Origin of the sequence: Streptomyces sp. NPDC001530 (assembly GCF_042894545.1) — a bacterium.
GTDB lineage: Bacteria > Actinomycetota > Actinomycetes > Streptomycetales > Streptomycetaceae > Streptomyces.
This window is the reverse complement of sequence record NZ_JBIAVS010000012.1, coordinates 44,810-69,479: the sequence shown is the minus strand read 5'-3', so window position 1 is coordinate 69,479 and position 24,670 is coordinate 44,810. Positions and strand designations below refer to the sequence as shown.

Below are 24,670 nucleotides of genomic sequence, written 5' to 3'. Positions count from 1 at the left end.
TCGTCACCGCTACCGGCCCGACACCTGTTGTTCGAATACGAGCCCGGTTACGGCCACTCTCCACAGATTCGGTGACTTTCTGGCGTCCACACCCTGGGGACTGGGAAGTTGTCCCGATCGTGTCCACAGGGGGCCCGGTAGAAAGACCATCAGACCAGGTCAGCCCCCTGTGGATTCGTGGACGAAGACTCTCCACAGACTGTGGACGAAGAAAAGATCCACAGGGTGTGCACGGAGTTGTCCACCGGCGACCCACAGGCCCGCGCCGGTTGTCCCCAGTGATCCCCGGCTTCTCCACACCTCTGTCCACTGTTCGGCAATGCGACGCGCCCTCTCACCGTGTCGAGTGAAAGGCGTCACACCAAGGTGTCCGGTTGGCCTGTGGGGAACGTGGGTAAAGCTGGGGACGGCGCTGGGGAGAAGTGGCCCGAGGCTGTGCATCGAGTGTGCAGAACTTTTCGTCGTCCACAGAGACCCCCGGTTGTCCACCGCCTCCACCCACAGGGTCAGTGGACAAAAAATCGCCGCTGACCTGCGAAAACGGGGTTATCCACGGTTTCCACAGGCCCTACTACTACTCCCAACTAGAGAGAGCCTGGGAATCGTTTCGAAGACGGGGCTGTGCACAACTCGCTCTCGGAGGCTCAGGTGCCGCTCGGCACGACTTGACCCCGAGGGGCACCGACTGTCAGTGCGGTGCGTCAGACTGGTCCCCGGTGTCCTTCCCCTCACAGGGCCGAGCGACACCGAGTCAGACGACGAAGGCCAGCAGGGCGAGAGCGCCGGCAACAGACGGAGGCGGCAACGGTGAAGATCCGGGTGGAACGCGACGTACTCGCGGAGGCAGTGGCCTGGGCGGCACGCAGCCTCCCGGCCCGTCCGCCGGCGCCTGTGCTCGCCGGCCTCCTTCTGAAGGCCGAGGACGGCGTCCTGAGCCTCTCCAGCTTCGACTACGAGGTCTCGGCGCGAGTCTCCGTGGACGCGGAGGTCGACGAGGAGGGCACAGTCCTCGTCTCCGGCCGTCTGCTCGCGGACATCTGCCGCGCCCTCCCCAACCGGCCGGTGGAGATTTCCACAGACGGTGTACGGGCGACCGTGGTCTGCGGCTCCTCGCGATTCACACTCCACACCCTGCCTGTGGAGGAGTACCCGGCGCTGCCGCAGATGCCGTCGGCGACGGGCACCGTCCCGGGTGAGGTCTTCGCCTCGGCAGCCGCCCAGGTGGCCATCGCGGCCGGGCGCGACGACACCCTCCCCGTCCTCACCGGTGTGCGCATCGAGATCGAGGGCGACACGGTCACGCTGGCCTCCACCGACCGCTACCGCTTCGCGGTCCGTGAGTTCATGTGGAAGCCGGAGAACCCCGAGGCGTCCGCGGTGGCCCTGGTGCCCGCCAAGACGCTCCTGGACACCGCCAAGGCCCTCACGAGCGGCGACAGCGTGATCCTGGCGCTGTCCGGCTCCGGCGCGGGCGAGGGCCTGATCGGCTTCGAGGGCGCTGGACGGCGGACGACCACGCGCCTGCTGGAGGGCGACCTCCCGAAGTACCGCACGCTGTTCCCGACGGAGTTCAACTCCATCGCCGTGATCGAGACCGCTCCCTTCGTGGAGGCCGTCAAGCGTGTGGCCCTGGTCGCGGAGCGCAACACTCCGGTGCGGCTGAGCTTCGAGCAGGGCGTGCTGATCCTGGAGGCCGGCTCGAGCGACGATGCACAGGCTGTGGAAAGGGTCGACGCCCAGCTGGAGGGCGACGACATCTCGATCGCCTTCAACCCGACGTTCCTGCTCGACGGCCTGAGCGCCATCGACTCGCCGGTGGCCCAGCTCTCCTTCACGACGTCCACGAAGCCCGCGCTGCTGAGCGGCAAGCCGGCTGTGGACGCCGAGGCGGACGAGGCCTACAAGTACCTGATCATGCCGGTGCGCCTGAGCGGCTGAGCAAGGTGAGCTCGCTCAGCCCTGAGGACTGCTGGGGGTGTGGGGGTTATCCCCCACACGATCGCAGTATGCCGATGCGTCTGAGCGGCTGAGCCCCGTAGCCCGCCGGTCCGGTCGGCCCGGCGGGCGAATCCGCAGGTGGGGCGTACGCCTGAGCGGCTATGCCCACAGGTGTGCGTGAGCGTCCGGGTTTAGGCTCAGACACAGGTACGAGAGTGCCCTCACGCCACGTCGCAACCCCTAAGGAACAACTGATGGAGCTCGGTCTCGTCGGCCTCGGCAAGATGGGCGGCAACATGCGCGAGCGGATCCGCCGCGCAGGCCACACCGTCATCGGATACGACCGCAACCCGGACCTCGCCGATGTCCACAGCCTGGAAGAGCTTGTGGGCAAGCTCAAGGGCCCGCGCGTGGTGTGGGTCATGGTCCCGGCCGGTGCTGCGACCCAGTCCACCATCGACGAGCTGGCCGCCCTGCTGGAGCCCGGCGACGTCGTCGTGGACGGCGGCAACTCCCGCTGGACGGACGATGAGAGGCACGCTGTCGAGCTGGGCATCAAGGGCATCGGTTTCGTCGACTGCGGTGTCTCCGGCGGCGTGTGGGGCCTGGAGAACGGCTATGCGCTGATGTACGGCGGCGACAAGGAGAACGTCGCCAAGGTGCAGCCGATCTTCGACGCACTCAAGCCCGAGGGTGACTTCGGGTCGGTGCACGCCGGCAAGGTCGGCGCGGGCCACTTCGCGAAGATGGTCCACAACGGCATCGAGTACGCCATGATGCAGGCCTATGCCGAGGGCTGGGAGCTGCTGGAGAAGGTCGACTCCGTCACGGACGTGCGCGAGGTCTTCCGCTCCTGGCAGGAGGGCACGGTCATCCGCTCCTGGCTGCTCGACCTCGCGGTCAACGCCCTGGACGAGGACGAGCACCTGGAGAAGCTCAAGGGGTATGCACAGGACTCCGGCGAGGGCCGCTGGACTGTGGAAGCCGCCATCGACCACGCGGTGCCGCTGCCCGCGATCACCGCGTCGCTGTTCGCTCGCTTCGCCTCGCGGCAGGACGACTCGCCGCAGATGAAGATGATCGCGGCGCTGCGCAACCAGTTCGGCGGCCACGCGGTCGAGAAGGCCTGATCCGAGCCCCGGGTTCTCCACACCCGGGGTGACCCGGTTGTCCACAGCCGGGGGAAGAGATCCGAAGGCCGGGGCAGACCCGGCCTTCGGGGAGAACCGAAACACCACGCTGGGGGAGGTCGGCGAACGACCATGCACGTCACGCATCTGTCGCTGGCCGACTTCCGCTCGTACGCCCGGGTCGAGGTCCCGCTCGACCCGGGCGTCACCGCGTTCGTGGGCCCCAACGGACAGGGCAAGACGAACCTGGTCGAGGCGGTCGGCTATCTCGCGACCCTCGGCAGCCACCGTGTCTCCTCGGATGCGCCACTCGTCCGCGTGGGCGCCGACCGCGCGATCATCCGGGCCAATGTCCGCCAGGGCGAGCGACAGCAGCTCATCGAGCTGGAGCTGAACCCCGGCAAGGCGAACCGCGCCCGCATCAACAGGTCCTCGCAGGTCAGACCCCGTGACGTCCTCGGCATCGTACGAACCGTGCTGTTCGCCCCCGAGGACCTCGCCCTGGTCAAGGGCGACCCCGGCGAGCGGCGCCGTTTCCTCGACGAGCTGATCACGGCCCGCTCCCCGCGCATGGCGGGGGTCCGCTCCGACTACGACCGGGTCCTCAAGCAGCGCAACACCCTGCTGAAGTCGGCCGCGCTGGCCCGTCGGCACGGCGGCCGCACCATGGACCTGTCCACGCTCGACGTGTGGGACCAGCACCTCGCGCGCGTGGGCGCCGAGCTGCTCGCGCAGCGGCTCGACCTGGTCTCCGCGATCCAGCCGCTGGCCGACAAGGCGTACGAGCAGCTGGCGCCCGGCGGCGGGCCGATCGCCCTGGAGTACAAGCCGTCAGCGCCCGGCGAGGCGCACACGCGCGAGGACCTGTATGAGCAGCTGATGGCGGCGCTCGCCGAGGTCCGCAAGCAGGAGATCGAGCGGGGCGTGACCCTTGTAGGACCTCATCGAGACGATTTGCTTCTCAAACTCGGTCAGCTGCCCGCCAAGGGATACGCCTCCCACGGAGAGTCCTGGTCCTACGCGCTGGCGCTGCGCCTGGCCTCGTACGACCTGCTCAGGGCCGAGGGCAACGAGCCGGTGCTGGTCCTGGACGACGTGTTCGCGGAGCTGGACACGCGCAGGAGGGAGCGCCTCGCGGAGCTCGTCGCATCGGGCGAGCAGGTGCTGGTGACCGCCGCGGTCGACGAAGACGTACCGGACGTACTGGCGGGGACGCGGTATGCCGTCTCCGAGGGCACGGTGGAGCGGGTATGACGGAGAACACACCGGAAAAAAACGCTCCCGACGGCGCATCCGGCGACGCGGCCAGGAAGAAGACCCCCGAGCCCTCCGGCGTCGACCTCGCGCGCGTGGCCCTGCGCGCCGCGAAGGAGCAGGCACGCGCGCGTGGGGACGCTGCGCAGCAGAAGAAGCAGGCGCGGCGCGGCGGCCTGCGCTCCGGTGCGCGCGCCGACGGGCGCGACCCCATGGCGCTCGGCGCCGCCATCAACCGGCTGCTCACGGAGCGCGGCTGGGAGACCCCGGCCGCCGTAGGCGGCGTGATGGGCCGCTGGCCGCAGATCGTCGGCGACGACCTGGCCAAGCACTGTGTGCCGCAGCGCTATGACGAGGACGAGCGGGTGCTGACGGTGCAGTGCGACTCGACCGCCTGGGCGACCCAGTTGCGCCTGCTCGCCCCGCAGTTGGTGGCGCGGCTGAACCAGGACCTCGGTCACGGCACGGTGCGGCTGATCAAGGTGCAGGGCCCCGGAGGTCCCGCGCGCCGCTTCGGGCCCCTGCGCGCCCCCGGGAGCACGGGGCCCGGCGACACCTACGGGTGAGCGGCTACACCCACGGACGTCGGCGGCCTGCGGGAATCGCCGGCCGCGGCTGATCGCGAGCGGCCCCGGCCCGGCGATCACGGAGGATCCCGACCGGCCCCGGCCGTCGGTCACGGCTGATCGTGACGGGCCCGAGCCGTCCGCCACGGGCGACCGCACGCGGTGGCGAACGCCGACCTGACTCCGCAGTAGCCAAGGGTTGACACCCGGAAGCGCTGAGTGCCGCTGTGAGCCTCTTTGGGCCCGGGTCCGCATATGGGGAGTCGGCCGAGACCGGTTCAGGGCGGCACATGCGGACTCAGGTACCGGCAAACCCCCATCACTGTCGGCGCTACCGGTAGACTGGAAGCTAATCCCGCCCCACTCGAGGGGACCATCGGGAAATGGTGTGCAACGCTGACTAAGGCTTACCAACGCAACACGCCGCAGCCGCTCCGGCCACCCGCCGGGAGCTTGGCTTGTGCTGTGCCAGAAAGGGCGCTTCGTGGCCGATTCCGGCAACCCCAACGAGAACATCCCGTCCACCGACGCCGGCGCCAATGGCGAGGTCACAGCCTCGTACGACGCCAGCGCCATCACCGTCCTCGAGGGTCTGGACGCGGTCCGCAAGCGACCCGGTATGTACATCGGCTCGACCGGTGAGCGCGGACTTCACCACCTTGTGTACGAGGTCGTCGACAACTCCGTCGACGAGGCGCTGGCCGGCCACGCGGACACGATCGACATCACGATCCTCGCCGACGGCGGCGTGCGCGTCGTCGACAACGGCCGCGGCATCCCGGTGGGCATCGTCCCCTCCGAGAACAAGCCGGCCGTCGAGGTCGTGCTGACGGTCCTGCACGCGGGCGGCAAGTTCGGCGGCGGCGGCTACGCGGTCTCCGGCGGTCTGCACGGCGTGGGCGTCTCCGTCGTCAACGCGCTGTCCTCGAAGGTCGCTGTCGAGGTCAGGACCGACGGCTACCGCTGGACGCAGGACTACAAGCTGGGCGTCCCGACGGCCCCGCTCGCCAAGCACGAGGCCATCGAGAAGACCGGCACCTCGGTCACCTTCTGGGCCGACGCGGACATCTTCGAGACCACGGAGTACTCCTTCGAGACGCTCTCGCGGCGCTTCCAGGAGATGGCGTTCCTCAACAAGGGTTTGACGATCAAACTCACTGACGAGCGCGAGTCGGCGAAGGCCACCGCCGGGGCGGACGAGGCGGGTGCTGACGAGAAGGACGAGGTCAAGACCGTCACGTACCACTACGAGGGCGGCATCGTCGACTTCGTGAAGTACCTCAACTCCCGCAAGGGAGACGCGGTGCACCCGACGGTGATCGACCTCGAGGCCGAGGACAAGGACAAGAGCCTGTCCCTCGAGGTCGCGATGCAGTGGAACAGCGGCTACAGCGAGGGCGTGTACTCCTTCGCCAACATCATCCACACCCACGAGGGCGGTACGCACGAAGAGGGCTTCCGTGCCGCGCTGACCTCGCTGATCAACAAGTACGCGCGCGACAAGAAGCTGCTCCGTGAGAAGGACGACAACCTCACGGGCGACGACATCCGCGAGGGTCTGACCGCGATCATCTCGGTCAAGCTGAGCGAGCCCCAGTTCGAGGGCCAGACCAAGACCAAGCTCGGCAACACCGAGGCGAAGACCTTCGTCCAGAAGGCGGTCTACGAACACCTCAACGACTGGCTGGACCGCAACCCGAACGAGGCCGCGGACATCATCCGCAAGTCCATCCAGGCGGCCACCGCGCGCGTGGCGGCCCGCAAGGCGCGTGACCTCACCCGCCGCAAGGGTCTCCTCGAGTCGGCGTCCCTGCCGGGCAAGCTCTCCGACTGCCAGTCGAACGACCCCACCAAGTGCGAGATCTTCATCGTCGAGGGTGACTCCGCCGGCGGCTCGGCCAAGTCCGGCCGCAACCCGCAGTACCAGGCGATCCTCCCGATCCGAGGCAAGATCCTCAACGTCGAGAAGGCGCGGATCGACAAGATCCTGCAGAACCAGGAGATCCAGGCGCTGATCTCCGCCTTCGGCACCGGAGTCCACGAGGACTTCGGCATCGAGAAGCTCCGCTATCACAAGATCATCCTGATGGCGGACGCCGATGTCGACGGCCAGCACATCAACACCCTGCTGCTGACCTTCCTGTTCCGCTTCATGCGGCCGCTGGTCGAGGCCGGGCACGTGTTCCTCTCCCGCCCGCCGCTCTACAAGATCAAGTGGGGCCGGGACGACTTCGAGTACGCGTACTCGGACCGCGAGCGCGACGCGCTCATCGAGCTCGGCCGCCAGAACGGCAAGCGGATCAGGGACGACTCGGTCCAGCGCTTCAAGGGTCTCGGTGAGATGAACGCCGAGGAGCTGCGCATCACGACGATGGACCAGGAGCACCGCGTCCTCGGTCAGGTCACCCTCGACGACGCCGCCCAGGCCGACGACCTGTTCTCGGTCCTGATGGGCGAGGACGTCGAGGCGCGCCGCGCGTTCATCCAGCGCAACGCCAAGGACGTCCGCTTCCTCGACATCTGAGTCGGTCTCAGCTGACCGCACCAGAAAGGATCTTCACCAGCAATGGCCGACGAGAACATTCCAGTCACGCCTGAAGAGGGCGGCGAGATCGTCCTGCGCGTCGAGCCCGTCGGGCTCGAGACCGAGATGCAGCGCTCGTATCTCGACTACGCGATGTCCGTCATCGTGTCGCGCGCGCTGCCCGACGTACGGGACGGTCTCAAGCCCGTCCACCGCCGCGTCCTGTACGCCATGTACGACGGCGGCTACCGGCCCGAGAAGGGCTTCTACAAGTGCGCCCGTGTCGTCGGCGACGTCATGGGCAACTACCACCCGCACGGCGACTCCTCGATCTACGACGCGCTGGTCCGCCTCGCGCAGCCGTGGTCGATGCGCATGCCGCTGGTGGACTCCAACGGCAACTTCGGCTCTCCGGGCAACGACCCCGCGGCCGCCATGCGCTACACCGAGTGCAAGATGGCGCCGCTGTCGATGGAGATGGTCCGTGACATCGACGAGGAGACCGTCGACTTCACGGACAACTACGACGGCCGCTCCCAGGAGCCGACCGTCCTGCCGTCGCGCTTCCCGAACCTGCTGATCAACGGCTCGGCGGGCATCGCGGTCGGCATGGCCACCAACATCCCGCCGCACAACCTCCGTGAGGTCGCGGCCGGCGCCCAGTGGTACCTGGAGCACCCCGAGGCCTCCCACGAGGAGCTCCTGGACGCTCTGATCGAGCGCATCAAGGGCCCCGACTTCCCGACCGGCGCCCTTGTAGTGGGCCGAAAGGGCATCGAGGAGGCGTACCGCACGGGCCGTGGCTCCATCACGATGCGCGCGGTCGTCGAGGTCGAGGAGATCCAGAACCGCCAGTGCCTGGTGGTCACGGAGCTGCCCTACCAGGTCAACCCGGACAACCTCGCGCAGAAGATCGCCGACCTGGTGAAGGACGGCAAGATCGGCGGCATCGCGGACGTCCGCGACGAGACGTCGTCCCGTACGGGCCAGCGGTTGGTCATCGTCCTGAAGCGCGACGCGGTCGCCAAGGTCGTCCTGAACAACCTCTACAAGCACACCGACCTGCAGACGAACTTCGGCGCCAACATGCTGGCGCTGGTGGACGGCGTCCCGCGCACGCTTTCGCTCGACGCGTTCATCCGCCACTGGGTGAGCCACCAGATCGAGGTCATCGTCCGGCGTACGAAGTTCCGGCTGCGCAAGGCCGAGGAGCGCGCGCACATCCTGCGCGGCCTCCTGAAGGCCCTGGACGCCATCGATGAGGTCATCGCGCTGATCCGGCGCAGCGACACCGTCGAGATCGCGCGCGAGGGTCTGATGGGCCTCCTGGAGATCGACGAGATCCAGGCCAACGCCATCCTCGAGATGCAGCTGCGCCGCCTCGCCGCTCTGGAACGCCAGAAGATCATCCAGGAGCACGACGAACTCCAGGCCAAGATCCGCGAGTACAACGGGATCCTCGCCTCGCCGGTGCGTCAGCGCGGCATCATCAGCGAGGAACTCGCCGCGATCGTCGAGAAGTTCGGCGACGACCGACGCTCCAAGCTGGTCCCCTTCGACGGTGACATGTCCATCGAGGACCTCATCGCCGAAGAGGACATCGTCGTCACCATCACGCGCGGCGGCTACATCAAGCGCACCAAGACCGAGGACTACCGCTCGCAGAAGCGGGGCGGCAAGGGCGTACGCGGCGCGAAGCTGAAGCAGGACGACATCGTCGACCACTTCTTCGTGTCGACGACGCACCACTGGCTGCTGTTCTTCACCAACAAGGGCCGCGTCTACCGGGCGAAGGCGTACGAGCTTCCCGACGCCGGCCGTGACGCGCGTGGACAGCACGTCGCCAACCTGCTGGCCTTCCAGCCGGACGAGGCGATCGCCGAGATCCTCGCGATCCGCGACTACGAAGCGGCGCCCTATCTGGTGCTCGCCACCAAGGGCGGTCTTGTGAAGAAGACGCCCCTGAAGGATTACGATTCCCCGCGCTCGGGCGGCGTCATCGCCATCAACCTCCGTGAAACGGAGGACGGTTCCGACGACGAACTGATCGGAGCCGAGCTGGTTTCGGCAGCAGATGATCTGCTTCTGATCAGCAGGAAGGCGCAGTCGATCAGGTTCACCGCGACGGACGACGCGCTGCGCCCCATGGGCCGTGCCACCTCGGGCGTCAAGGGCATGAGCTTCCGCGAGGGAGACGAGCTCCTCTCGATGAATGTTGTTCGACCCGGTACGTTCGTGTTCACTGCTACAGACGGTGGGTACGCGAAGCGGACCGCCGTCGACGAGTACCGCGTCCAGGGTCGCGGCGGCCTCGGTATCAAGGCCGCCAAGATCGTCGAGGACCGTGGGTCGCTCGTCGGCGCGCTGGTGGTCGAGGAGACGGATGAAATCCTCGCCATCACACTGTCCGGCGGTGTGATTCGCACGCGAGTCAACGAGGTCAGGGAGACAGGCCGTGACACCATGGGCGTCCAACTGATCAACCTGGGCAAGCGCGATGCCGTGGTCGGTATCGCACGTAACGCCGAGGCCGGTCGCGAGGCGGAGGAAGTCGACGGCGATGTCGCTGTGGACGAGACCGCCGAGGGCGTGGAGGCCGTCGGTACGGACGAGGGCGAGCCGTCCTCGGCCGAGTAGCGCGAGGAGTGAGTCATCGTGAGCGGAGCCACGGGCGCCGGATCGACCGGTAGGGAAACGGACGGCGGTCGTGGCCCCGCCACGGATACGACTGACTCCCATGACTCTCATGGATCCCAGGGGGGAACTGTGACGGACACCCGAGGCCCGCAGGCCCAGCAGTACGCGGGCGGGCAGGCGGCCCCGGCCGGGGCGCCACCGGCGCCGGGCTCGCCGCTGCCGGGTTCGCCGCTTCCGGGGGAGCGGCAGCCGCAGGCGGCTCAGCCGTATCACCCGCCGCAGGCATACCCGGCGCAGCAGCCGCCGGCGGGCGCGGTGCGCCGACCTCGCACCGGGGCGCGCACGACGCCGCGTACGCGCAAGGCGCGGCTGCGGGTCGCCAAGGCCGACCCGTGGTCGGTGATGAAGGTCAGCTTCCTGCTCTCCATCGCACTCGGCATCTGCACGATCGTGGCGTCCGCGGTGCTGTGGATGGTCATGGACGCGATGGGCGTCTTCTCGACGGTCGGCGGCACGATCTCCGAGGCGACGGGCTCGAACGAATCCAACGGATTCGACCTCCAGGCCTTCCTCTCGCTCCCGCACGTCCTGATGTTCACCTCGGTCATCGCGGTCATCGACGTGGTCCTCGCCACCGCGCTCGCCACGCTCGGAGCGTTCATCTACAACCTCTCCGCCGGCTTCGTCGGCGGCGTGGAGCTGACCCTGGCCGAGGACGAGTAAGGGCCCTCTCAAACATCCGCCGACTATCGATTTTGGGACTGGCCGCGTCGTGCGCTAATCTTCAGAGGTCAGCGCGCGGGACACACACCGCACAGCGCGGCGGGGCTATAGCTCAGTTGGTTAGAGCGCATCCCTGATAAGGATGAGGCCACAGGTTCAAATCCTGTTAGCCCCACAGACGAAGATCGAGGAGAGCGGGCGTTTCCCCAGGTGGGAAGCGCCCGCTCTTCGTTTTGGGGCTGGCGCGGGGTGTTGGTCCGCGTTGGTGTGACGTGGTCCACGTCGGATCGGTCGCGCTTGATCGCCTCCCGGATTTCTCCCGGCCTCCCCGGCGTCAGCCGTTGGTGAGGCGAACGCGGGGCGGTGGGCCGGCGGGTCAGTGACCTGAGAAGATCTCCCGCACTTCGCGCAGCGCGTAGTAGACCAGCACGTACCCGGCGATCGGGTCGGCCCACCACCAGCCGACGGCGGCGTTGAGGAGCAGGCCGAGCAGGACCGCTGCGGCGAGCAGCCCGTCGATCAGCGTCACCCTGCCCTCGGTGGTCAGCACCGGGTTGCCGAGCGCTGCGCCGGTGCGGGCCTTGCCGAAGGCGAGGGAGAACATCACCGCGGCGGTGATCGCCGTCCAGCCGATGCCCAACGGCGAGGTGTGCGGGTGGAAGCCGTTGGCCAGCGCCCAGGTGGACTGCACCAGCAGGTACAGGGCGAGCGCCGCGAAGCCGACGCCGATCAGCCCCAGGGCGCGGCGCCGGCGTGCCTCGCCCGTGCCGGACAGCTCCCAGACCACCACGGCGGACGCGCCGATCTCGATCAGGGAGTCCAGGCCGAACCCGGCCAGCGCCACCGAGCGGGCCGTGACAGCTGCCACCGCGAGCACGACGATGCCGATCACGTTCCAGCTCAGGGTGGCGTACTCCAGGGCGAAGCCGCGGCGGAGCAGAGCTGCGCGGGCAGCGTCGTCCAAGGTGGTCACCGCAGGATTCTCCCAGGCCATGGACAGCGCCGGGGAAAGAGATCTATTGCCGTCCATTGCCCCGATGCGGACCCCCTGCCCCGTATCGGAAAGCTACTTGCCATGGGAGAGCTCGGCGGTAGGAACCATCGGACAGCGAGATCTGGCCACGGCAGGGTGCGTGATGAACGCTTCCGCACACGCCTGGCCACGTTGTTGATGTTCTCCCCGCGAAATGCGAACGCCCGACCGCTGGCGACGGGGGATGCACCAGCGATCGGGCTGTGGCCAACAGTAACAAGGCTGCTTGTGTGGCGGGAGTCGACGGCTCAGCCGCAACAGGGGGGTGTGATCGGGATCACGCTCGGGAGCCCCGCTGTAGGTCGAGCCTGTGCTCTGTTACTGATCGCACGGAGGCTCGTACGACAGGCGGGGCAGATACTCGTGCCATTTTTCCGGCGTCAGAACGCCCCGAGTGGTCGAGCAAATGCGACGAATGGCCTCGTCGGCGTCCAGGTTCCACAGCCGGACGGTGTCCGTGCCGCTCGACACTCCGAGCATGTGGCTCTTGGGGCTGAACGACAAGAAATTGCCTGTCTTGGCGTTCGGGCTCATCGATTGACCGATGGGGGCGACCTCGGACGGGAGGGTGACGTTCCAGAGCCGGACCGTGTTGTCGTTGCCGCCGCTCGCCAGGGTGTCGCCGTTCTGGCTGAACGTCAGTGACACGACCGCTTCGGTGTGGCCGGTGAGGGGCTTGCCCAGCCGGGTTGCCCTGCGGGAGTCGGTGATGTTCCAGAGCCGGACCGTGTTGTCGTCGCTGCCGCTGGCCAACGTATGGCCGTCCGGACTGTAGGCGAGCGTGTTGATGGGTCCGAGGTGTCCCGTGAGAGGAGCGCCGAGTTGGGCGGCATGACGGGAGTCGGTCACATTCCACAGTCGGATGGTGTCGTCCGCGCTGCCGCTGGCGAGAGTGCGGCCGTCCGGGCTGAAGACGAGGGAGTTGACGTAGCCCTTGTGGCCGGTGAGCGGCGCGCCGAGCGGACGCAGGTGGGACGGGTCGCTGACGTTCCACAACTGGATGGTGCGGTCGTCATAGGCCGTTGCCAGCATGCGCCCGTCCGGGCTGAAGGCCAGCGCGGCCGCGAACCGTGTCCGCAGCGCGACGGGCGGCCCGTAGGCGACAGGCCGAGTCGGGTCGGTGACGTTCCACAGCTGCACTGCGCGGTTTCCGGTCAGCAACGCGAGTGTGTGGCCGTCAGGGGAGAACGCCGGCGCACGCACCTCACCCTCCCCGGGCGTGAACGGTTTGCCCAGCGGCACGGGCCGGTTGGGAGTCTCCACGTTCCACAACCGAACCCTTCCGTCGCGCGCGGCCGTGGCGAGCACCCGCCCGTCCTGGCGGAACGCTCCGATGCGGCCGATCATGTCCGACGTCGGTATCGACCACAGGCGGACCATGTTGTCGCCACTCCCGGTGGCGAGGGTCCGGCCGTCGGGGCTGAAGCCCAAGGCGTACATCTCGCCGCCGCTGCCTGCGAGCGGCTCGCCGACCTGCGACGGATATGCCGGATCACTGACGTTCCACAGACTCGCCGTGCTGTCCGCGCTGGCGGCGGCGAGCATGTTTCCGTCGGGGTTGAAAGCCACTGACCATACGGGACCGGTGTGGCCGGTGAGCGGCGCGCCGAGCGGTGTCGCGTGATGTGGGTCGGCCACGTTCCAGAGCCGGATGGTGTCGTCCGAGCTGCCGCTGGCGAGAGTGCGGCCGTCGGGGCTGAAGGCCACGGAGTGCACCGTGTCCGTGTGGCCGGTCAGCACCCCATGTATCGGCACCGGATGACGGGGCTCGGCCATGTCCCACAGCCTGATCGTGCCGTCGTCGCTGCCGGCTGCCAGCGTCCGTCCGTCGGGGCTGAACGCCACGGAGCGCACGGCGTCGGTGTGGCCGGTCACCCTGCCGAGAGCCTTCGCCCGGCCCGGGTCGCCCACGTCCCACAGGCGAACGGTGTGATCTTCGCTGGAGGAGGCCAGAGTGCTGCCGTCCGGGCTGAAGGCGAGCAGGTAGATCGTGCCGCCGTGGCCGGTCAAGGGTTTACCGATGGGCTGCGGGTGGCTGGGATCCCGCACGTTCCACAGCCGGATCGTGCCGTCGTCTCCAGCGCTGGCGAGGGTGTGGCCGTCCGGACTGAAGACCGCGCTGCTCACCCAACTCGTGTGGCCGGTCAGGGGCTTGCCCAGGGGTTTGGGCCGAGTCGGGTCTGCCACGTTCCACAGTCGAACGGTCCGGTCGTAGCTGGCGGTGGCCAGGATCCGCCCGTTCGGGCTGAACGAGGTGAGGTAGACGGCGCCGGTGTGGCCGAGCAGCGGCGTGGCGAGCGGCGCGTTCACGATCGAGATCAAGCGATTGCTCGTGCCCTCGTCGTGTGGCCGCAAGCGGTGTGCCACCAGGTCGAGTTGAGCGGACAACGACGGATCCGTGTGCTGGACGCGATCGGCCTCGGCGACCACCTGTTCGAACACGGCATCGTCCCGCTGCTGCCATGCCACTACCGCCGCACTGGCAGCCAGTATCGCCAGGACGACCAGAGCCGACACCGCGCTGCGGCTGATCCAGACCGTGCGCTTGCGCAGCCTGACCGAAGCGGCAAGGAACTCCACCGCGCTCCGGGTCAGAAAGGTGTCACCGGCGGATTTCGCCCAGGTGTGGGCCTGTTCCAGACGGGAGCCCCGGTAGAGCAGTGACGAGTCGCGGTTCGAGCCCTCCCAGGCCCTGCCGTCCTCCTCCAGCCGCTGGCGCAGCAGGTGGTCGTTCCGGTCCTCGTCGATCCAGTCGCGCAGACGTGGCCAGGCATGGAGCAGCGCTTCATGGGTGATCTCCACGGTCTCCGCGTCGAGCGTCACCAACCGGGCGCGCACCAGTGCTTCGAGCGACTCCTCCGTCTTGTTGGGGTCCGTCGACTCCGCCGCCAGTTGGCGCCGTGTCCCCCGCCTACGCGTGGCCTGGGTGTCCTCGCCCAGCCGCACCAGCCTGAGAAGGAGCAGCCGCGCGGCCGTACGCGCCGCCGGGTCGAGGTCGGACCAGGCACGCTCGGCGGTCGCCGCCACCGCTCCCTGGATGCCGCCCGCCGCGCGGTAGCCGGCCAGCGTCAGCCTTCCCGCCTTCCGCCGCTGCCAGGTGGCGAGCAGGGCGTGGGAGAGGAGCGGCAGTACCCCGGCGTCGTGCGCCCCGCGGGGGCCGTCGGCGCTCACTTCCCGGACGATGAGCTCCGCCAGCCCTGGTTCGAGTTCCAGTCCCACGGCCTTGGCCGGGCCGGTCACCGCTTCGCGCAGCTCCGTGGTGGTCAGCGGCCCGAGCACCATGTGCCGGTGTTGCAGGGCGTCGGCCAGTTCGGGATACGCGAGGCATTGCTCGTAGAAGTCGGCGCGTATGCCAAGGACTACGAGCACGGGAGCTGTGTCGCCCGAGTCGGCGGGCGTGCACGCAGCGTGGAGGAGCTGGATGAAGGTGCGCCTGCTCGCCTCGTTGGAGCAGAGGGTGAACGCCTCCTCGAACTGATCCACGATGACGACCGGACGGATGGCGGACGATGTCTCGCGTTGCGCCCATGCCGCGATGCTCTCCCTCACCGCGTGCGCGAATTGCGGAGTTCGGGGTTCCTTCGCCGCGGGTTCCTCCGCGGCGGAGACGACGTGCGCGAGTTCGGGGATCCGGCGGGTCAGCTCCGCGAGAGGATCGCCTCCCGGGACGAGCTGCAGCACCTCCCCCGCCTGGCTGTTCTCGTCACCCAGTGCGCCGTTCCGTAACGCGGGCACCAAGCCGGCGCTCAACAGGGAGGATTTTCCCGCCCCTGAGGCGCCTACGAGCATGACCAAGCCACCCGTCGTCTCCACCGCGCGGAGTTGAGCAACGAGGGCATCCGTACTGCGCTCCCGGCCGAAGAACCACCGGGCGTCTTGCTGACGGTACGAAGCAAGTCCCCGGTACGGGCACACGCCACCAGGGACGGTCGGGGCCTCGACCGGAGGTCCTTCCCTCTCGTCCGCGGAGGCCGCGGGGCGGTCGCCGACCGGGTCGGCCACCGCGCGTTCCCACAGGCGCTGCCACTGGGCCAGGTCGTACAGGCCCGTGGACACCGGTGTGGGCCGCAAGCGTCGCGCCTGGGGGATCAGGATGTGCAGCACCGCCGCGAGGGCAGCGAACTGGGCAGGCACGTTCTTGGCTCGTCGCCAGTCGCTGATCCGCTGAACGGACACCCGCACGGGCCGCCCTCGTTCGTCGACCCGCTGAAGCTGGACGACCGCCTCGGCCACGCGCTTGAGCGGAGGGTTGCCGGCCTCCTTGTACAGCAGCGCGAGACGCTCCGCGAAGGCTGTGCGTGCCCCTGAGTCGGAACCCAAGGCCTCCACCCCTTACTTCCCCCCGCGCTTGGACATCCGGACCGGAAAACCCACTTTATATGGCTGACCTGCGATTAAGGGGTTGTTTCGGCGTCGGAACCTCCTCGGCGGGAGCCACAGCTGGCACGATCACGACGCAGTAGCGCATCAACCGGGCGTCGCCCAGGCACGCCACCAGCTCAGCGGTCGGAGAGACACCTCATGACGCCGCACGTTCTCGGTCAACTTCCGCCGGAATGATGAGTCGGTGGCGAGGGTCTCGTCGCCTGAGCTCGCGAGATCCGTGGAGCGGTCCCATCCGGACCGCTGTGGTGCCGACCACGGGTCCGGCCGTTCCTCGATCCACGCCGGTACGGCGAGGATCGACGCCGCCCGCGCCGTTCGGTACCGGTCCGCACGAGGGGAGGGACCGGTGCCGAACGGCGCGACGTGGGGGCGCAGGCCAGGTCCGCCTGGGTGTGCTGCCGTGAACTGCCCCGACCGGCAGTGAATGAGACGGATACTCAGACGGCCCAGCCTGCGCCAAGCCGGCCATGACCTGTTCACAAAGAGTCCACGGCCCCCGGCGGCCTCGGGGAGTGAGCGCAACCCTTTCGCCTGGGAGGTAGTCTTCAAGGTGTCCACACATCAACCCATTCGCCCAATGGAGGCTGATGTGTCATGTTTTCGCTCGCGCATCACTTTTCCCGGCGCGTCGCAGCCGCCTCTCTGACCGCCGCCCTCGCGGGACTCGCTGCCGCAGGCGCCGCGTGGAGCACGACGGCAGCCCCAGCGTCGACGAGCCTCCGCACCTGCACTCCGAGCGACCTCTACCTCTCCATGGGCCGCAAGGAAGGTGCGGCGGGCTCGCTCTATTGGCCGATCCGGTTCATCAACACCAGCACCACCAGCTGCGCCCTCCGCGGCTACCCGGGCGTCAGCGTCCTCAACACCGCTCACCACCAGATCGGCCCCGCCGCCACCCGCACCGGCCGGCCCTACGCCACTGTCACACTCACCCCGGCCCACTCCGCCACCGCGGTCATCCGCACCGCCAACGGTCCCATCGGCGGCCCCTGCCTTGCCACCGGCACCTACTTGAGGGTCTATCCGCCGGCCTCGCACACCGCGGTCCTCATCCCGGCCCCATGGACAATCTGCTCCAACATCTTCCAGGTCGGCCCGATCAACACCCAGGGCACTTTCTGAACCCCGCACAGACCAGCCCCTCGATCCGCCCTGCGCAAGAGGCCCTTGGGGCGATCCCCGGGCGTTTCTGAGCTGCTGCGCACTCGGCAGGATCCGAACCGGCAACCTTGTGATCCGTAGCTCAATACGGTCGCGGAACCACGGGGCTGTGGGGCGCTCAGGTGGTACGTTCCGCCGATCAGGTGTTACCTGGTGTGAGGGGAGAAACCGGAGGGGTGCGGACATCTCGGGGCAAAGGAGACCGAAATATGAACAGGAACCCGGTCATGCGAACCCTGGCCGCCGCCCTCCTCGCAGGCGGCGTACTCGTGGGAGTGGGGGCGGCCGCGAGCCCGGCCTCAGCCGCAGCCACCACGGACGGCGTCGTGTCGCTGTCACACAGCAGCCAGGCGAACGGCGGGTGCCGGTTCGGCGTGGGCTTCAACCGCGGCTTCAACCCGTACTGCGGGTTCGGGTACGGCTACCCGTTCGGGTCCGCCGGGTACTACCCCTTCAGCAGCGTCCCCGTGGTGGTCATCGTCAGCTGACGCGCCGACGGCCTAGAAGGGGACAAAGGACAGGAGGAGGGCCGCCGCGTCGCTGCGCGGCGGCCCTCCGGCCCTGAGGCCGTCGTGACGGGCACTCATCCAGGCGGCCGGCGACAGCGGGTCGCTCGGGGCGGCCGAGTTGGCCATCTGTGACGAGGCCGGATGGCGTCACAGATGCATCATCGACATCAGCTCAGGGCTCCGCATTCCCGTCGAGACCTGAGGAACGGCTTGGCCCGGCCGCATCCATCCCGCCTTCTCGGCGGCGGCGACGGCGGCTGCCTCAGCCGCGTCCGCCGTGGCGTTCAACGTCTCGTTCTCGCCGAGGGCTCCCGCGCCTGCGGCGTCCGCGGCGCACTGGGACGCCTTGAGCGCGGCCTGATAGGCGGCAACGGAGAGCTCACTGGCGCCGTCGTGGAGCTGGCCCATCTGGGCGGCTTGAGCAGCGGAGGCGGAAGCGTTCCTTGCACAGCGCGAGTCTGCCGCGGGGACGGGAGTACTCGTGGAGAGCACGGCGACGGCTTGAGCGGCAACGCGAGCGGCATGGGCGGCTTTCCAAGCGATCTCCTTTCCTGTCGCTCCGCCTTCGTGCTTGTCGTCACAGCCGTGCTGCTCGATGTAGTGGCAGGTGGCCGCGGCTCGGGATGCGGCACTTTGGGTGCGTGCAGCGTGACCCGTCCTCAGGGCCTCCTCGCGAGTAGCCTCTGCCGCCTCCGGGGGCTGGGCGATTCCGGCCTGTGAGGTGCCCAGTTGGTCGTGGCGGTTGCGCTCGCTCATTGCATCTCCTCGTCTGCCAGGACGACGGTGCTACGTGATCGACCCCCGCATCGACCCGTACGCGTGGCGAGCAGGGGCCGGCAACGGGTGCGCGGCAGGGTCGCATGTCGAGCGTGAAGAGACCAGAGCGGTGCCCTGGTTGTGCCCTCGATCTGTCCGAAGCGCCGTCAGTCGTCGCTGGGCGCCAGGCGGGAAGGCGGGAGCAAGAGATCCCGGTCGGGGTGTCGCTCGCCCGTGACGCTGCCCTGGATGCCGAGGTCCTGCCGAGCAGCCTCGTGGAAGGCGTTGATCGCGCGGAACGCCGTTCGGTTGCGCCGGCGCCACTCACCCAGGCTTCCGCTGATCTTTCCTGTGGCCTGCCAGACGATCTCTGCGACCACCGTGTTCAGTTCGTGTCCCGCCTCGATGGCATCGTCGCCACCGAGCAGCATGACGCGTTCGAAGGAGCCACCCCATACGCGGCTGGCTTCCGCGAGGTCCTCGCGCAAGTCGTGCTCAGACCTCTGGCTCTCGGACAGGCCCTCCCGCGCCTCGTACAGCCGAACAGACATGGCGATCCTCGCCTTCACGGCGTCCACGTAGTCCCCGTACGTGTCGATCTTCTTGTCGTCCCACCGCGTGAGGAGCTGGTACCTGTTCCGGCTTCTCTCCATCAGGTAGTTGGTGATGTGCGTCATCAGCGCGCCAAGCAGTACGGCGGCGATGGTCACTAACTGCTCGCCGGTACTCAACTCGTCCCCCAGCCGCGACTCCTCAAGATGACTGGATGATCTTACGAGTGTGGGCAGGTGGGGTCCACGAGTTGCTGAAACAGCCCGCCATCGGGACCCGGACCTGTGCGCTGCCGAGGGCGCCGGGTTCCAGCAGGCGGAGCAAAAGGCGGACGCCCCGTCAGACCGGCGGCTGCGGCTGCGGCTGTACGGGGCGGTGTGCGCCTACTTGATGTTGAGCTTGACCTGGTCGCCCTCGGTGAGGTCGGCCTGCTGGATCGTCCTGGTGAACTCTTGGGGCTGCTTCCCGGAGGCCTTACACGTGACGGTGACCGTGAGGTCGAACGTCGAGTCCAAGGGGACGTCCAGATCGATGGGGCCGAACGTCGCCCTGCGGTTGGCTGGGCTGTTGGCGGGACCCGACGCGTCGTCCTCATCGCTCTCCAGCGACACCTGCTTGGGGACAGACGTGTTGGGGTTCGGGAATTGCGTCTTACAGGTCACCTTGCCGCTGAAGGACACCGTTCCGACTGCGGGCGCCGCCGACGAGGCCGGACCGGCCGTCACGAGACCGCCGACCATCACCGCGGTGACGATGGGGACCATGGCCGCGAGAGTGCGAGAGTTGCGGGACATGCGCGTAGACATGGAACCACCTGCTCGTTGGCGTATGAGGAGTTCTATGCGGACTGACCCGGACGCCGGAATGACAGGCGTGGCCAAGGGAGCGCTAGGTATCGCGGGGTCGTCCGTGAACGGGGCCGGGAGTCCGCTGCCGCGCTCTCACCAGCTGGTTCGGCAGCCCCAGGCCTCACTCACCACGCTCCTACAACGCCTCGCGGCTTGCAACCGGAATGCATTCCGGCGTACCGCGCGCAACTCATAACGAACGGGTGCGAACAAGCACCCCCTTCGGCGGCGCTACACGAAGAGCCCCAACGCTGCGTCGAGCGACCACGACTGCCAACCCATGGCCAGCAGGGTGACCACGGAGATCAGGGCCATCATCAGGTTCTGCCCCTGCTCGGCCCAGTCGTGGATCATCAGCACGAGATAGATCAGATTGAGCGCCAGTCCGCCGATGAGAGCGATCGGTGTGAGGAAGCCGCCGGTGAGGCCGAGGCCGAGGGCCAGCTCCGCGTAGGCGACGACGTATGCCATCAGGCGAGGACGTGGCCTCACCACGCGGTCGAAGCCAAGCCGTACGAGTGGCCAGCGGTGTTTGGCTGCTATGCCGCCCGCCCAGGTGATGCCGCCGCCGGTGAACCAATCCTTCTTGTCCTTGTGACGCCAGCTCTCCAGCCACCACAGCCCAAGGCCGATACGGAGGACCGCGAACAACTCGGTACCGCTGAGCCACACCGTCTGCATCTCTGGTTCCCTCCGCCTTAAATCTGATGGATCGTCAGTTCAGCGGACGATGTTCGAGATCGCAAGAGTGGTGGCGCAGCCCGCTCTTGCTGTCGCGGGGGTGGTCCCCTAGCCTGAATCTGATGGACCGTCAGATATTTGTGAGGGAATCGGCAGGCAGCAGTAGGGGGTAAGGCGTGGTCAGCAACGAGAGCAACACAACGGATCTGCCCAAGGTCATCAGCGTGGATGACCACGTGATCGAACCTGCGCACCTCTTCGAGACATGGCTCCCGGGCAGGTACCGGGAGAAGGGACCGAAGCCCTTCACCGCAGGCATTGGCGACCTTCAGTACGTCGGCGGGAAGTACCGGTTCACCACGGACCCGAACGGCCAGGTCACCGACTGGTGGCGGTATGAGGGCGAGATCTTCCCGTACAAGCGCATCATCGCGGCCGTCGGGTTCTCCCGCGATGAGATGACCCTCGACGGCATCACCCGAGAGCAGATGCGGCGTGGCTGCTGGGACCCGAAGGCCCGCCTGGAGGACATGGACCTCAACCACGTGGAGGCCTCGCTCTGCTTCCCGACGTTCCCCCGCTTCTGCGGGCAGACCTTCGCGGAGGCCAAGGACAAGGAGGTCGCGCTCGCGTGCGTCCGCGCCTACAACGACTGGATGGTTGAGGAGTGGTGTGGCGACAGCGGCGGGCGGCTGATTCCGCTGTGTCTCATCCCCCTGTGGGACGTCGACCTGGCGGTCGCGGAGATCCGGCGCAACGCGGCTCGGGGCGTGCGAGCGGTGACCTTCAGCGAGATTCCGACATACCTGGGGCTGCCGTCGATCCACTCCGGCTACTGGGACCCGTTCTTCGCGGCGTGCGAGGAGACCGGGACCGTGGTCAACATGCACATCGGCTCGTCGTCACAGATGCCGGCGGCCTCGCCGGATGCTCCGCCCGCCGTGCAGGCGTCGCTGAGCTTCAACAACGCGATGGCGTCGATGATGGACTTCCTGTTCAGCGGGGTGCTGGTGAAGTTCCCGCGGCTCAAGCTGGCGTACAGCGAGGGGCAGATGGGATGGATCCCGTACGCCCTGGAGCGCGCTGACGACGTCTGGGAGGAGCACCGGGCCTGGGGCGGGGTACGCGACCTGATCCCGGAGCCCCCGTCGTCGTACTACTACCGGCAGATCTTCTGCTGCTTCTTCCGCGACAAGCACGGCATCGAGGCCATCGAGACCGTGGGCGTGAACAACGCGACCTTCGAGACCGACTACCCGCATGTCGACTCGACCTGGCCGGACACGAAGCGGGTGGCCGCGGAGCACGTGGCTGGTCTCCCTGACGACGTGACGTACAAGCTGTTGCGGGGGAACGCCATCCGGATGCTGGAGCTGTCCTTTGACCAGGGGGATCAGGCTTAGAAGGCAACTGATCTCGATCGGCTAGGAGCCTTGCGGTGACACCGGTCGGTTCCCGGTCCCGTCGCCCGCCCTCTCGAGCCCGTCGAGGATCAGGCCGAGTCCGAACTCGAACTCTTTGCCGTAGTCGTAGCCGGGCTGGAGCACGTGCTCGGTCGTCAGCTCGGCCAGGTGCGGGTAGGCATCACGGGGGAACGTCGTCAGGATCGCCTGCGCCAGTTCCGCGGTCTCATCCGGAGTGTCGAACGGCAGGCTCCGCTCCTGCAAAGCGAATCCGTAGATGTAGCTGTCGAGTGCCGAGACCGCATGCGCGGCCAACTCGACGGAGAAGCCGGCATTCCGCAGGCATCCGATGACGGCGTCGTGATGCTGCAGCGTCGCCGGACCAGGTGAGGTCCGCGACTCCATCAAGCCGATCGCCCACCGATGGCGGGACAGGACGCGGCGAACCGCGCCGGCCCGCTCTCGCATCGCCGTCTTCCAGTCGTCCTCGCTGGACGGCAGACCGATCTCACCGAAGACCACGTCGATCATGCCGTCGAGGAGGTCGACCTTGTTGGCGACGTGGTTGTACAGCGACATCGCCTCGACCCCGACCGCCTCGCCGAGCTTGCGCATGCTCAGCGCCTCGAGCCCGCTCTCGTCGGCGAGGGCGACGGCGGCGTGCAGCACCCGCTCCCGGCTCAGCGGGATGCGGGGCGCTCGAGTTCCAGCGTTCCGCCTGGCCATCTGCAAGATCCTCTCGTCAAACCTTGACAAGCTTACGCCGTAAGTATGAACTTACGGCGTAAGCTTTCGAGGATCTGGGGGTCGCAATGCAGAGCGAGCAGTTCGACAACGTGCGAGAGTCAGCCGCCCCGGCCGCCGGCGCGGGGACCATGAAGTCGATCGTCCAGGAGCAATACGGTCCTGCGCCCGAAGGCGTCCTCCGGCTCGCGCAGATCGACAAGCCCACGATCCAGCACGACGAAGTCCTGGTCCGCGTACACGCGGCAAGCGTGGACCGCGGTACCTGGCATGTGATGGCCGGCCTGCCCTATCCCATCCGAGTCGCAGGTTTTGGCCTGCGTCGGCCGAAGGCTGCCAACCCGGGCCGGAGCCTCGCAGGAACCGTCGAAGCCGTCGGCACCGACGTGACCGGCCTCAAGCAGGGTGACGAGGTGTTCGGGACCAGCGGCGGCTCGTTTGCCGAGTACGTGTGCGCCCGACCGGACAAGCTCGCACCGAAGCCGGCCAACCTCTCCTTCGCCCAGGCGGCCGCCGTCCCGATATCCGGGCTCACCGCCCTGCAAGCCGTTCGTGACCATGGACAAGTCCAGGCTGGGCAGAAGGTACTCGTCGTCGGTGCATCCGGAGGCGTGGGCACCTTCGCCGTGCAGATCGCCAAGGCCTACGGAGCCGACGTCACGGGCGTGTGCAGCACGGCCAAGGTCGATACGGTGCGCGCTGTCGGCGCGGACCACGTCCTCGACTACACGCGAGAGGACTTCGCTGACGGCCGGCACCGCTACGAGGTCATTCTCGACATCGGAGGCAACCGCCGGCTGTCACATCTCCGCCGCGCCCTCACTCCCCGGGGGCGCCTCGTCATCGTCGGAGGAGAGACCGATGGACGGTGGCTCGGCGGCACTGACCGTCAGCTCCGGGCGCATCTGCTGTCTCCCTTCGTCGGCCAAACGCTGGGCACCTTCGTTTCGCCGGAGAACGCCGGAGACCTCATGGCCCTCCGCGAGCTGATCGAGTCCGGCAAGATCACCCCCGTCGTCGACCGGACCTACCCACTCGGCGAAGTCGCCGCAGCCATCCGCCACATGCTGGAGGGACAGACCCGCGGCAAGCTCGTGATCACGATCTAGCGTCCTGCGCCAGAGATCCGTCTGTCCTGCGCCAGAGATCCGTCGGCAGAAGTGGGTGAGGGAGTCGGTCGCCGACAGGAGCAGGTTGACGCCCGCCCAGATGCCGATGGCGACTCCTGTCAGCGCCTCCAGCAGACGCTGACTGGCGCGGCCGGTTCAGTGAAACGCACGGAGGGCAAGCAAGTCGTGAAGGTCTCTAGGTTCCGATCGGCCCGCTGCCCTTCCCGGGGGCGGCGCCCTCTTGCGACTGGAGTGCATGTGAAGGTCTCCATTGACCGCAAGCTCTGCTACGGCTCCTTCGACTGTGTTCACAGGGTTCCGTCCGTCTTCACGAGGGCGGACGAATACGGGGACGTCCTGCCAGGCCGTGAGGACACCGGCGACGACCCGCAGGTCCAAGAAGCGGCTGACTGGTGCCCGTCCCAGGCCATCATCATCACCGAGTAGCACAACGAGCAGCCGTCCTGGCAACCCGTTGTGTCCGGATGCAGACAGGGACCTGGACGCAACAGGTCGCCAGGCGTCAGGCAGTGTGGCCGCTCCCCGTCCAGCTTCATGCGTTCCGCTTCGGCGGAACCTTCCCGCTTGATCCAATCGTCGGAGGCGTCTGGCACGGCCCTGGGCCCTGAGCGGCCCCTTCCCGATCGGCCTCTGAGGGGACGATGGGACCTGGCAGAGGTCGCGGACTACGGTTCGATCGGACCAGGCGGAGAGGC

General features: G+C 67.9%; 19 protein-coding genes and 1 tRNA gene. 13 read left to right on the top strand and 7 right to left on the bottom strand.

The features are described from left to right. Positions 1–807 precede the first annotated feature (807 nt). The 8 genes from dnaN to ACFY0T_RS24950 all read left to right on the top strand — a co-directional run bounded on the left by dnaN (position 808) and on the right by ACFY0T_RS24950 (position 10,947). Positions 808–1,938: a DNA polymerase III subunit beta gene (dnaN, locus tag ACFY0T_RS24985; protein ID WP_388874543.1), complete on the top strand. Its 1,131-nt coding sequence runs from the start codon at positions 808–810 to the stop codon at positions 1,936–1,938. A 254-nt stretch (positions 1,939–2,192) separates the two neighbouring features. Then, on the top strand, positions 2,193–3,068 hold the full coding sequence (gene gnd / locus ACFY0T_RS24980; protein ID WP_388874541.1) for a phosphogluconate dehydrogenase (NAD(+)-dependent, decarboxylating): 876 nt from the start codon (positions 2,193–2,195) through the stop codon (positions 3,066–3,068). Between the two features lie 132 nt (positions 3,069–3,200). After that, positions 3,201–4,322, top strand: a complete 1,122-nt coding sequence (gene recF, locus ACFY0T_RS24975) for a DNA replication/repair protein RecF (RefSeq protein WP_388874539.1) — start codon at positions 3,201–3,203, stop codon at positions 4,320–4,322. Continuing rightward, positions 4,319–4,888, top strand: coding sequence for a DUF721 domain-containing protein (locus ACFY0T_RS24970; RefSeq protein ID WP_388874537.1), 570 nt, complete (start codon positions 4,319–4,321; stop codon positions 4,886–4,888). Before recF ends, ACFY0T_RS24970 begins: the two co-directional genes overlap by 4 nt. A 460-nt stretch (positions 4,889–5,348) precedes the next feature. After that, positions 5,349–7,412 carry a DNA topoisomerase (ATP-hydrolyzing) subunit B gene (gene gyrB, locus ACFY0T_RS24965; RefSeq protein ID WP_388874534.1) on the top strand — a complete coding sequence of 688 codons (2,064 nt, stop codon included), beginning with the start codon at positions 5,349–5,351 and terminating at the stop codon, positions 7,410–7,412. A 42-nt stretch (positions 7,413–7,454) separates the two neighbouring features. Beyond that, on the top strand, positions 7,455–10,049 hold the full coding sequence (gene gyrA / locus ACFY0T_RS24960) for a DNA gyrase subunit A (RefSeq protein WP_388874532.1): 2,595 nt from the start codon (positions 7,455–7,457) through the stop codon (positions 10,047–10,049). An 18-nt stretch (positions 10,050–10,067) separates the two neighbouring features. Beyond that, positions 10,068–10,772: a DUF3566 domain-containing protein gene (locus ACFY0T_RS24955; RefSeq protein WP_388874529.1), complete on the top strand. Its 705-nt coding sequence runs from the start codon at positions 10,068–10,070 to the stop codon at positions 10,770–10,772. A 101-nt stretch (positions 10,773–10,873) separates the two neighbouring features. Beyond that, a tRNA-Ile gene (locus ACFY0T_RS24950) sits at positions 10,874–10,947 on the top strand. A gap of 201 nt (positions 10,948–11,148) precedes the next feature. Here ACFY0T_RS24950 and ACFY0T_RS24945 read toward each other — a convergent pair. Together ACFY0T_RS24945 and ACFY0T_RS24940 are read right to left on the bottom strand one after the other, a co-directional pair. Beyond that, positions 11,149–11,745: a cation transporter gene (locus ACFY0T_RS24945; RefSeq protein WP_388874526.1), complete on the bottom strand. Its 597-nt coding sequence runs from the start codon at positions 11,743–11,745 to the stop codon at positions 11,149–11,151. 378 nt (positions 11,746–12,123) lie between these two features. Continuing rightward, positions 12,124–16,134 carry an AAA family ATPase gene (locus ACFY0T_RS24940; protein ID WP_388874524.1) on the bottom strand — a complete coding sequence of 1,337 codons (4,011 nt, stop codon included), beginning with the start codon at positions 16,132–16,134 and terminating at the stop codon, positions 12,124–12,126. Positions 16,135–16,785: 651 nt separating this feature from the next. On the opposite strand from ACFY0T_RS24940, the gene ACFY0T_RS24935 reads away from it, so the two are divergent. Then, entirely contained in the window at positions 16,786–17,313 is a 528-nt protein-coding gene (locus tag ACFY0T_RS24935) for a DUF4232 domain-containing protein (protein WP_388874521.1), read from the top strand. Positions 17,314–17,561: 248 nt separating this feature from the next. Then, on the top strand, positions 17,562–17,840 hold the full coding sequence (locus ACFY0T_RS24930; RefSeq protein WP_388874518.1) for a hypothetical protein: 279 nt from the start codon (positions 17,562–17,564) through the stop codon (positions 17,838–17,840). Between the two features lie 168 nt (positions 17,841–18,008). Here ACFY0T_RS24930 and ACFY0T_RS24925 read toward each other — a convergent pair whose 3' ends face one another. From ACFY0T_RS24925 to ACFY0T_RS24910, 4 genes are all read right to left on the bottom strand, one after another. Further along, positions 18,009–18,269: a hypothetical protein gene (locus ACFY0T_RS24925; RefSeq protein ID WP_388874516.1), complete on the bottom strand. Its 261-nt coding sequence runs from the start codon at positions 18,267–18,269 to the stop codon at positions 18,009–18,011. 515 nt (positions 18,270–18,784) lie between these two features. Continuing rightward, positions 18,785–19,348, bottom strand: coding sequence for a hypothetical protein (locus tag ACFY0T_RS24920; protein WP_388874513.1), 564 nt, complete (start codon positions 19,346–19,348; stop codon positions 18,785–18,787). 204 nt (positions 19,349–19,552) lie between these two features. Beyond that, positions 19,553–19,975 (bottom strand): hypothetical protein, encoded by a 423-nt coding sequence (locus ACFY0T_RS24915; RefSeq protein WP_388874510.1) that lies wholly within the window; start codon positions 19,973–19,975, stop codon positions 19,553–19,555. 273 nt (positions 19,976–20,248) lie between these two features. After that, on the bottom strand, positions 20,249–20,698 hold the full coding sequence (locus tag ACFY0T_RS24910) for a DoxX family protein (protein ID WP_388874507.1): 450 nt from the start codon (positions 20,696–20,698) through the stop codon (positions 20,249–20,251). A gap of 176 nt (positions 20,699–20,874) precedes the next feature. Here ACFY0T_RS24910 and ACFY0T_RS24905 point away from each other — a divergent pair, with 176 nt between their 5' ends. Next, entirely contained in the window at positions 20,875–22,101 is a 1,227-nt protein-coding gene (locus ACFY0T_RS24905; protein WP_388874504.1) for an amidohydrolase family protein, read from the top strand. Between the two features lie 21 nt (positions 22,102–22,122). Here ACFY0T_RS24905 and ACFY0T_RS24900 read toward each other — a convergent pair whose 3' ends face one another. Continuing rightward, positions 22,123–22,827 carry a TetR/AcrR family transcriptional regulator gene (locus ACFY0T_RS24900; RefSeq protein WP_388874500.1) on the bottom strand — a complete coding sequence of 235 codons (705 nt, stop codon included), beginning with the start codon at positions 22,825–22,827 and terminating at the stop codon, positions 22,123–22,125. Between the two features lie 149 nt (positions 22,828–22,976). Here ACFY0T_RS24900 and ACFY0T_RS24895 point away from each other — a divergent pair, with 149 nt between their 5' ends. Together ACFY0T_RS24895 and ACFY0T_RS24890 are read left to right on the top strand one after the other, a co-directional pair. Continuing rightward, positions 22,977–23,954, top strand: coding sequence for an NAD(P)-dependent alcohol dehydrogenase (locus tag ACFY0T_RS24895; RefSeq protein ID WP_388875142.1), 978 nt, complete (start codon positions 22,977–22,979; stop codon positions 23,952–23,954). Between the two features lie 258 nt (positions 23,955–24,212). Beyond that, a complete protein-coding gene (locus ACFY0T_RS24890; RefSeq protein WP_388874497.1) occupies positions 24,213–24,401 on the top strand; it encodes a ferredoxin in 189 nt (62 codons plus the stop codon). Positions 24,402–24,670: the final 269 nt, after the last annotated feature.

Excerpts from the sequence above, each read along its gene's own strand:
- ACFY0T_RS24900 (WP_388874500.1), bottom strand. The coding sequence starts at position 22,827 with ATGGCCAGGCGGAACGCTGGAACTCGAGCGCCCCGCATCCCGCTGAGC.
- ACFY0T_RS24915 (WP_388874510.1), bottom strand. The coding sequence starts at position 19,975 with ATGTCTACGCGCATGTCCCGCAACTCTCGCACTCTCGCGGCCATGGTC.
- ACFY0T_RS24925 (WP_388874516.1), bottom strand. The coding sequence starts at position 18,269 with ATGGGCCAGCTCCACGACGGCGCCAGTGAGCTCTCCGTTGCCGCCTAT.
- ACFY0T_RS24910 (WP_388874507.1), bottom strand. The coding sequence starts at position 20,698 with ATGCAGACGGTGTGGCTCAGCGGTACCGAGTTGTTCGCGGTCCTCCGT.
- ACFY0T_RS24930 (WP_388874518.1), top strand. The coding sequence starts at position 17,562 with ATGAACAGGAACCCGGTCATGCGAACCCTGGCCGCCGCCCTCCTCGCA.
- recF (WP_388874539.1), top strand. The coding sequence starts at position 3,201 with ATGCACGTCACGCATCTGTCGCTGGCCGACTTCCGCTCGTACGCCCGG.
- gnd (WP_388874541.1), top strand. The coding sequence starts at position 2,193 with ATGGAGCTCGGTCTCGTCGGCCTCGGCAAGATGGGCGGCAACATGCGC.
- ACFY0T_RS24970 (WP_388874537.1), top strand. The coding sequence starts at position 4,319 with ATGACGGAGAACACACCGGAAAAAAACGCTCCCGACGGCGCATCCGGC.
- gyrA (WP_388874532.1), top strand. The coding sequence starts at position 7,455 with ATGGCCGACGAGAACATTCCAGTCACGCCTGAAGAGGGCGGCGAGATC.
- ACFY0T_RS24935 (WP_388874521.1), top strand. The coding sequence starts at position 16,786 with ATGTTTTCGCTCGCGCATCACTTTTCCCGGCGCGTCGCAGCCGCCTCT.
- ACFY0T_RS24895 (WP_388875142.1), top strand. The coding sequence starts at position 22,977 with ATGAAGTCGATCGTCCAGGAGCAATACGGTCCTGCGCCCGAAGGCGTC.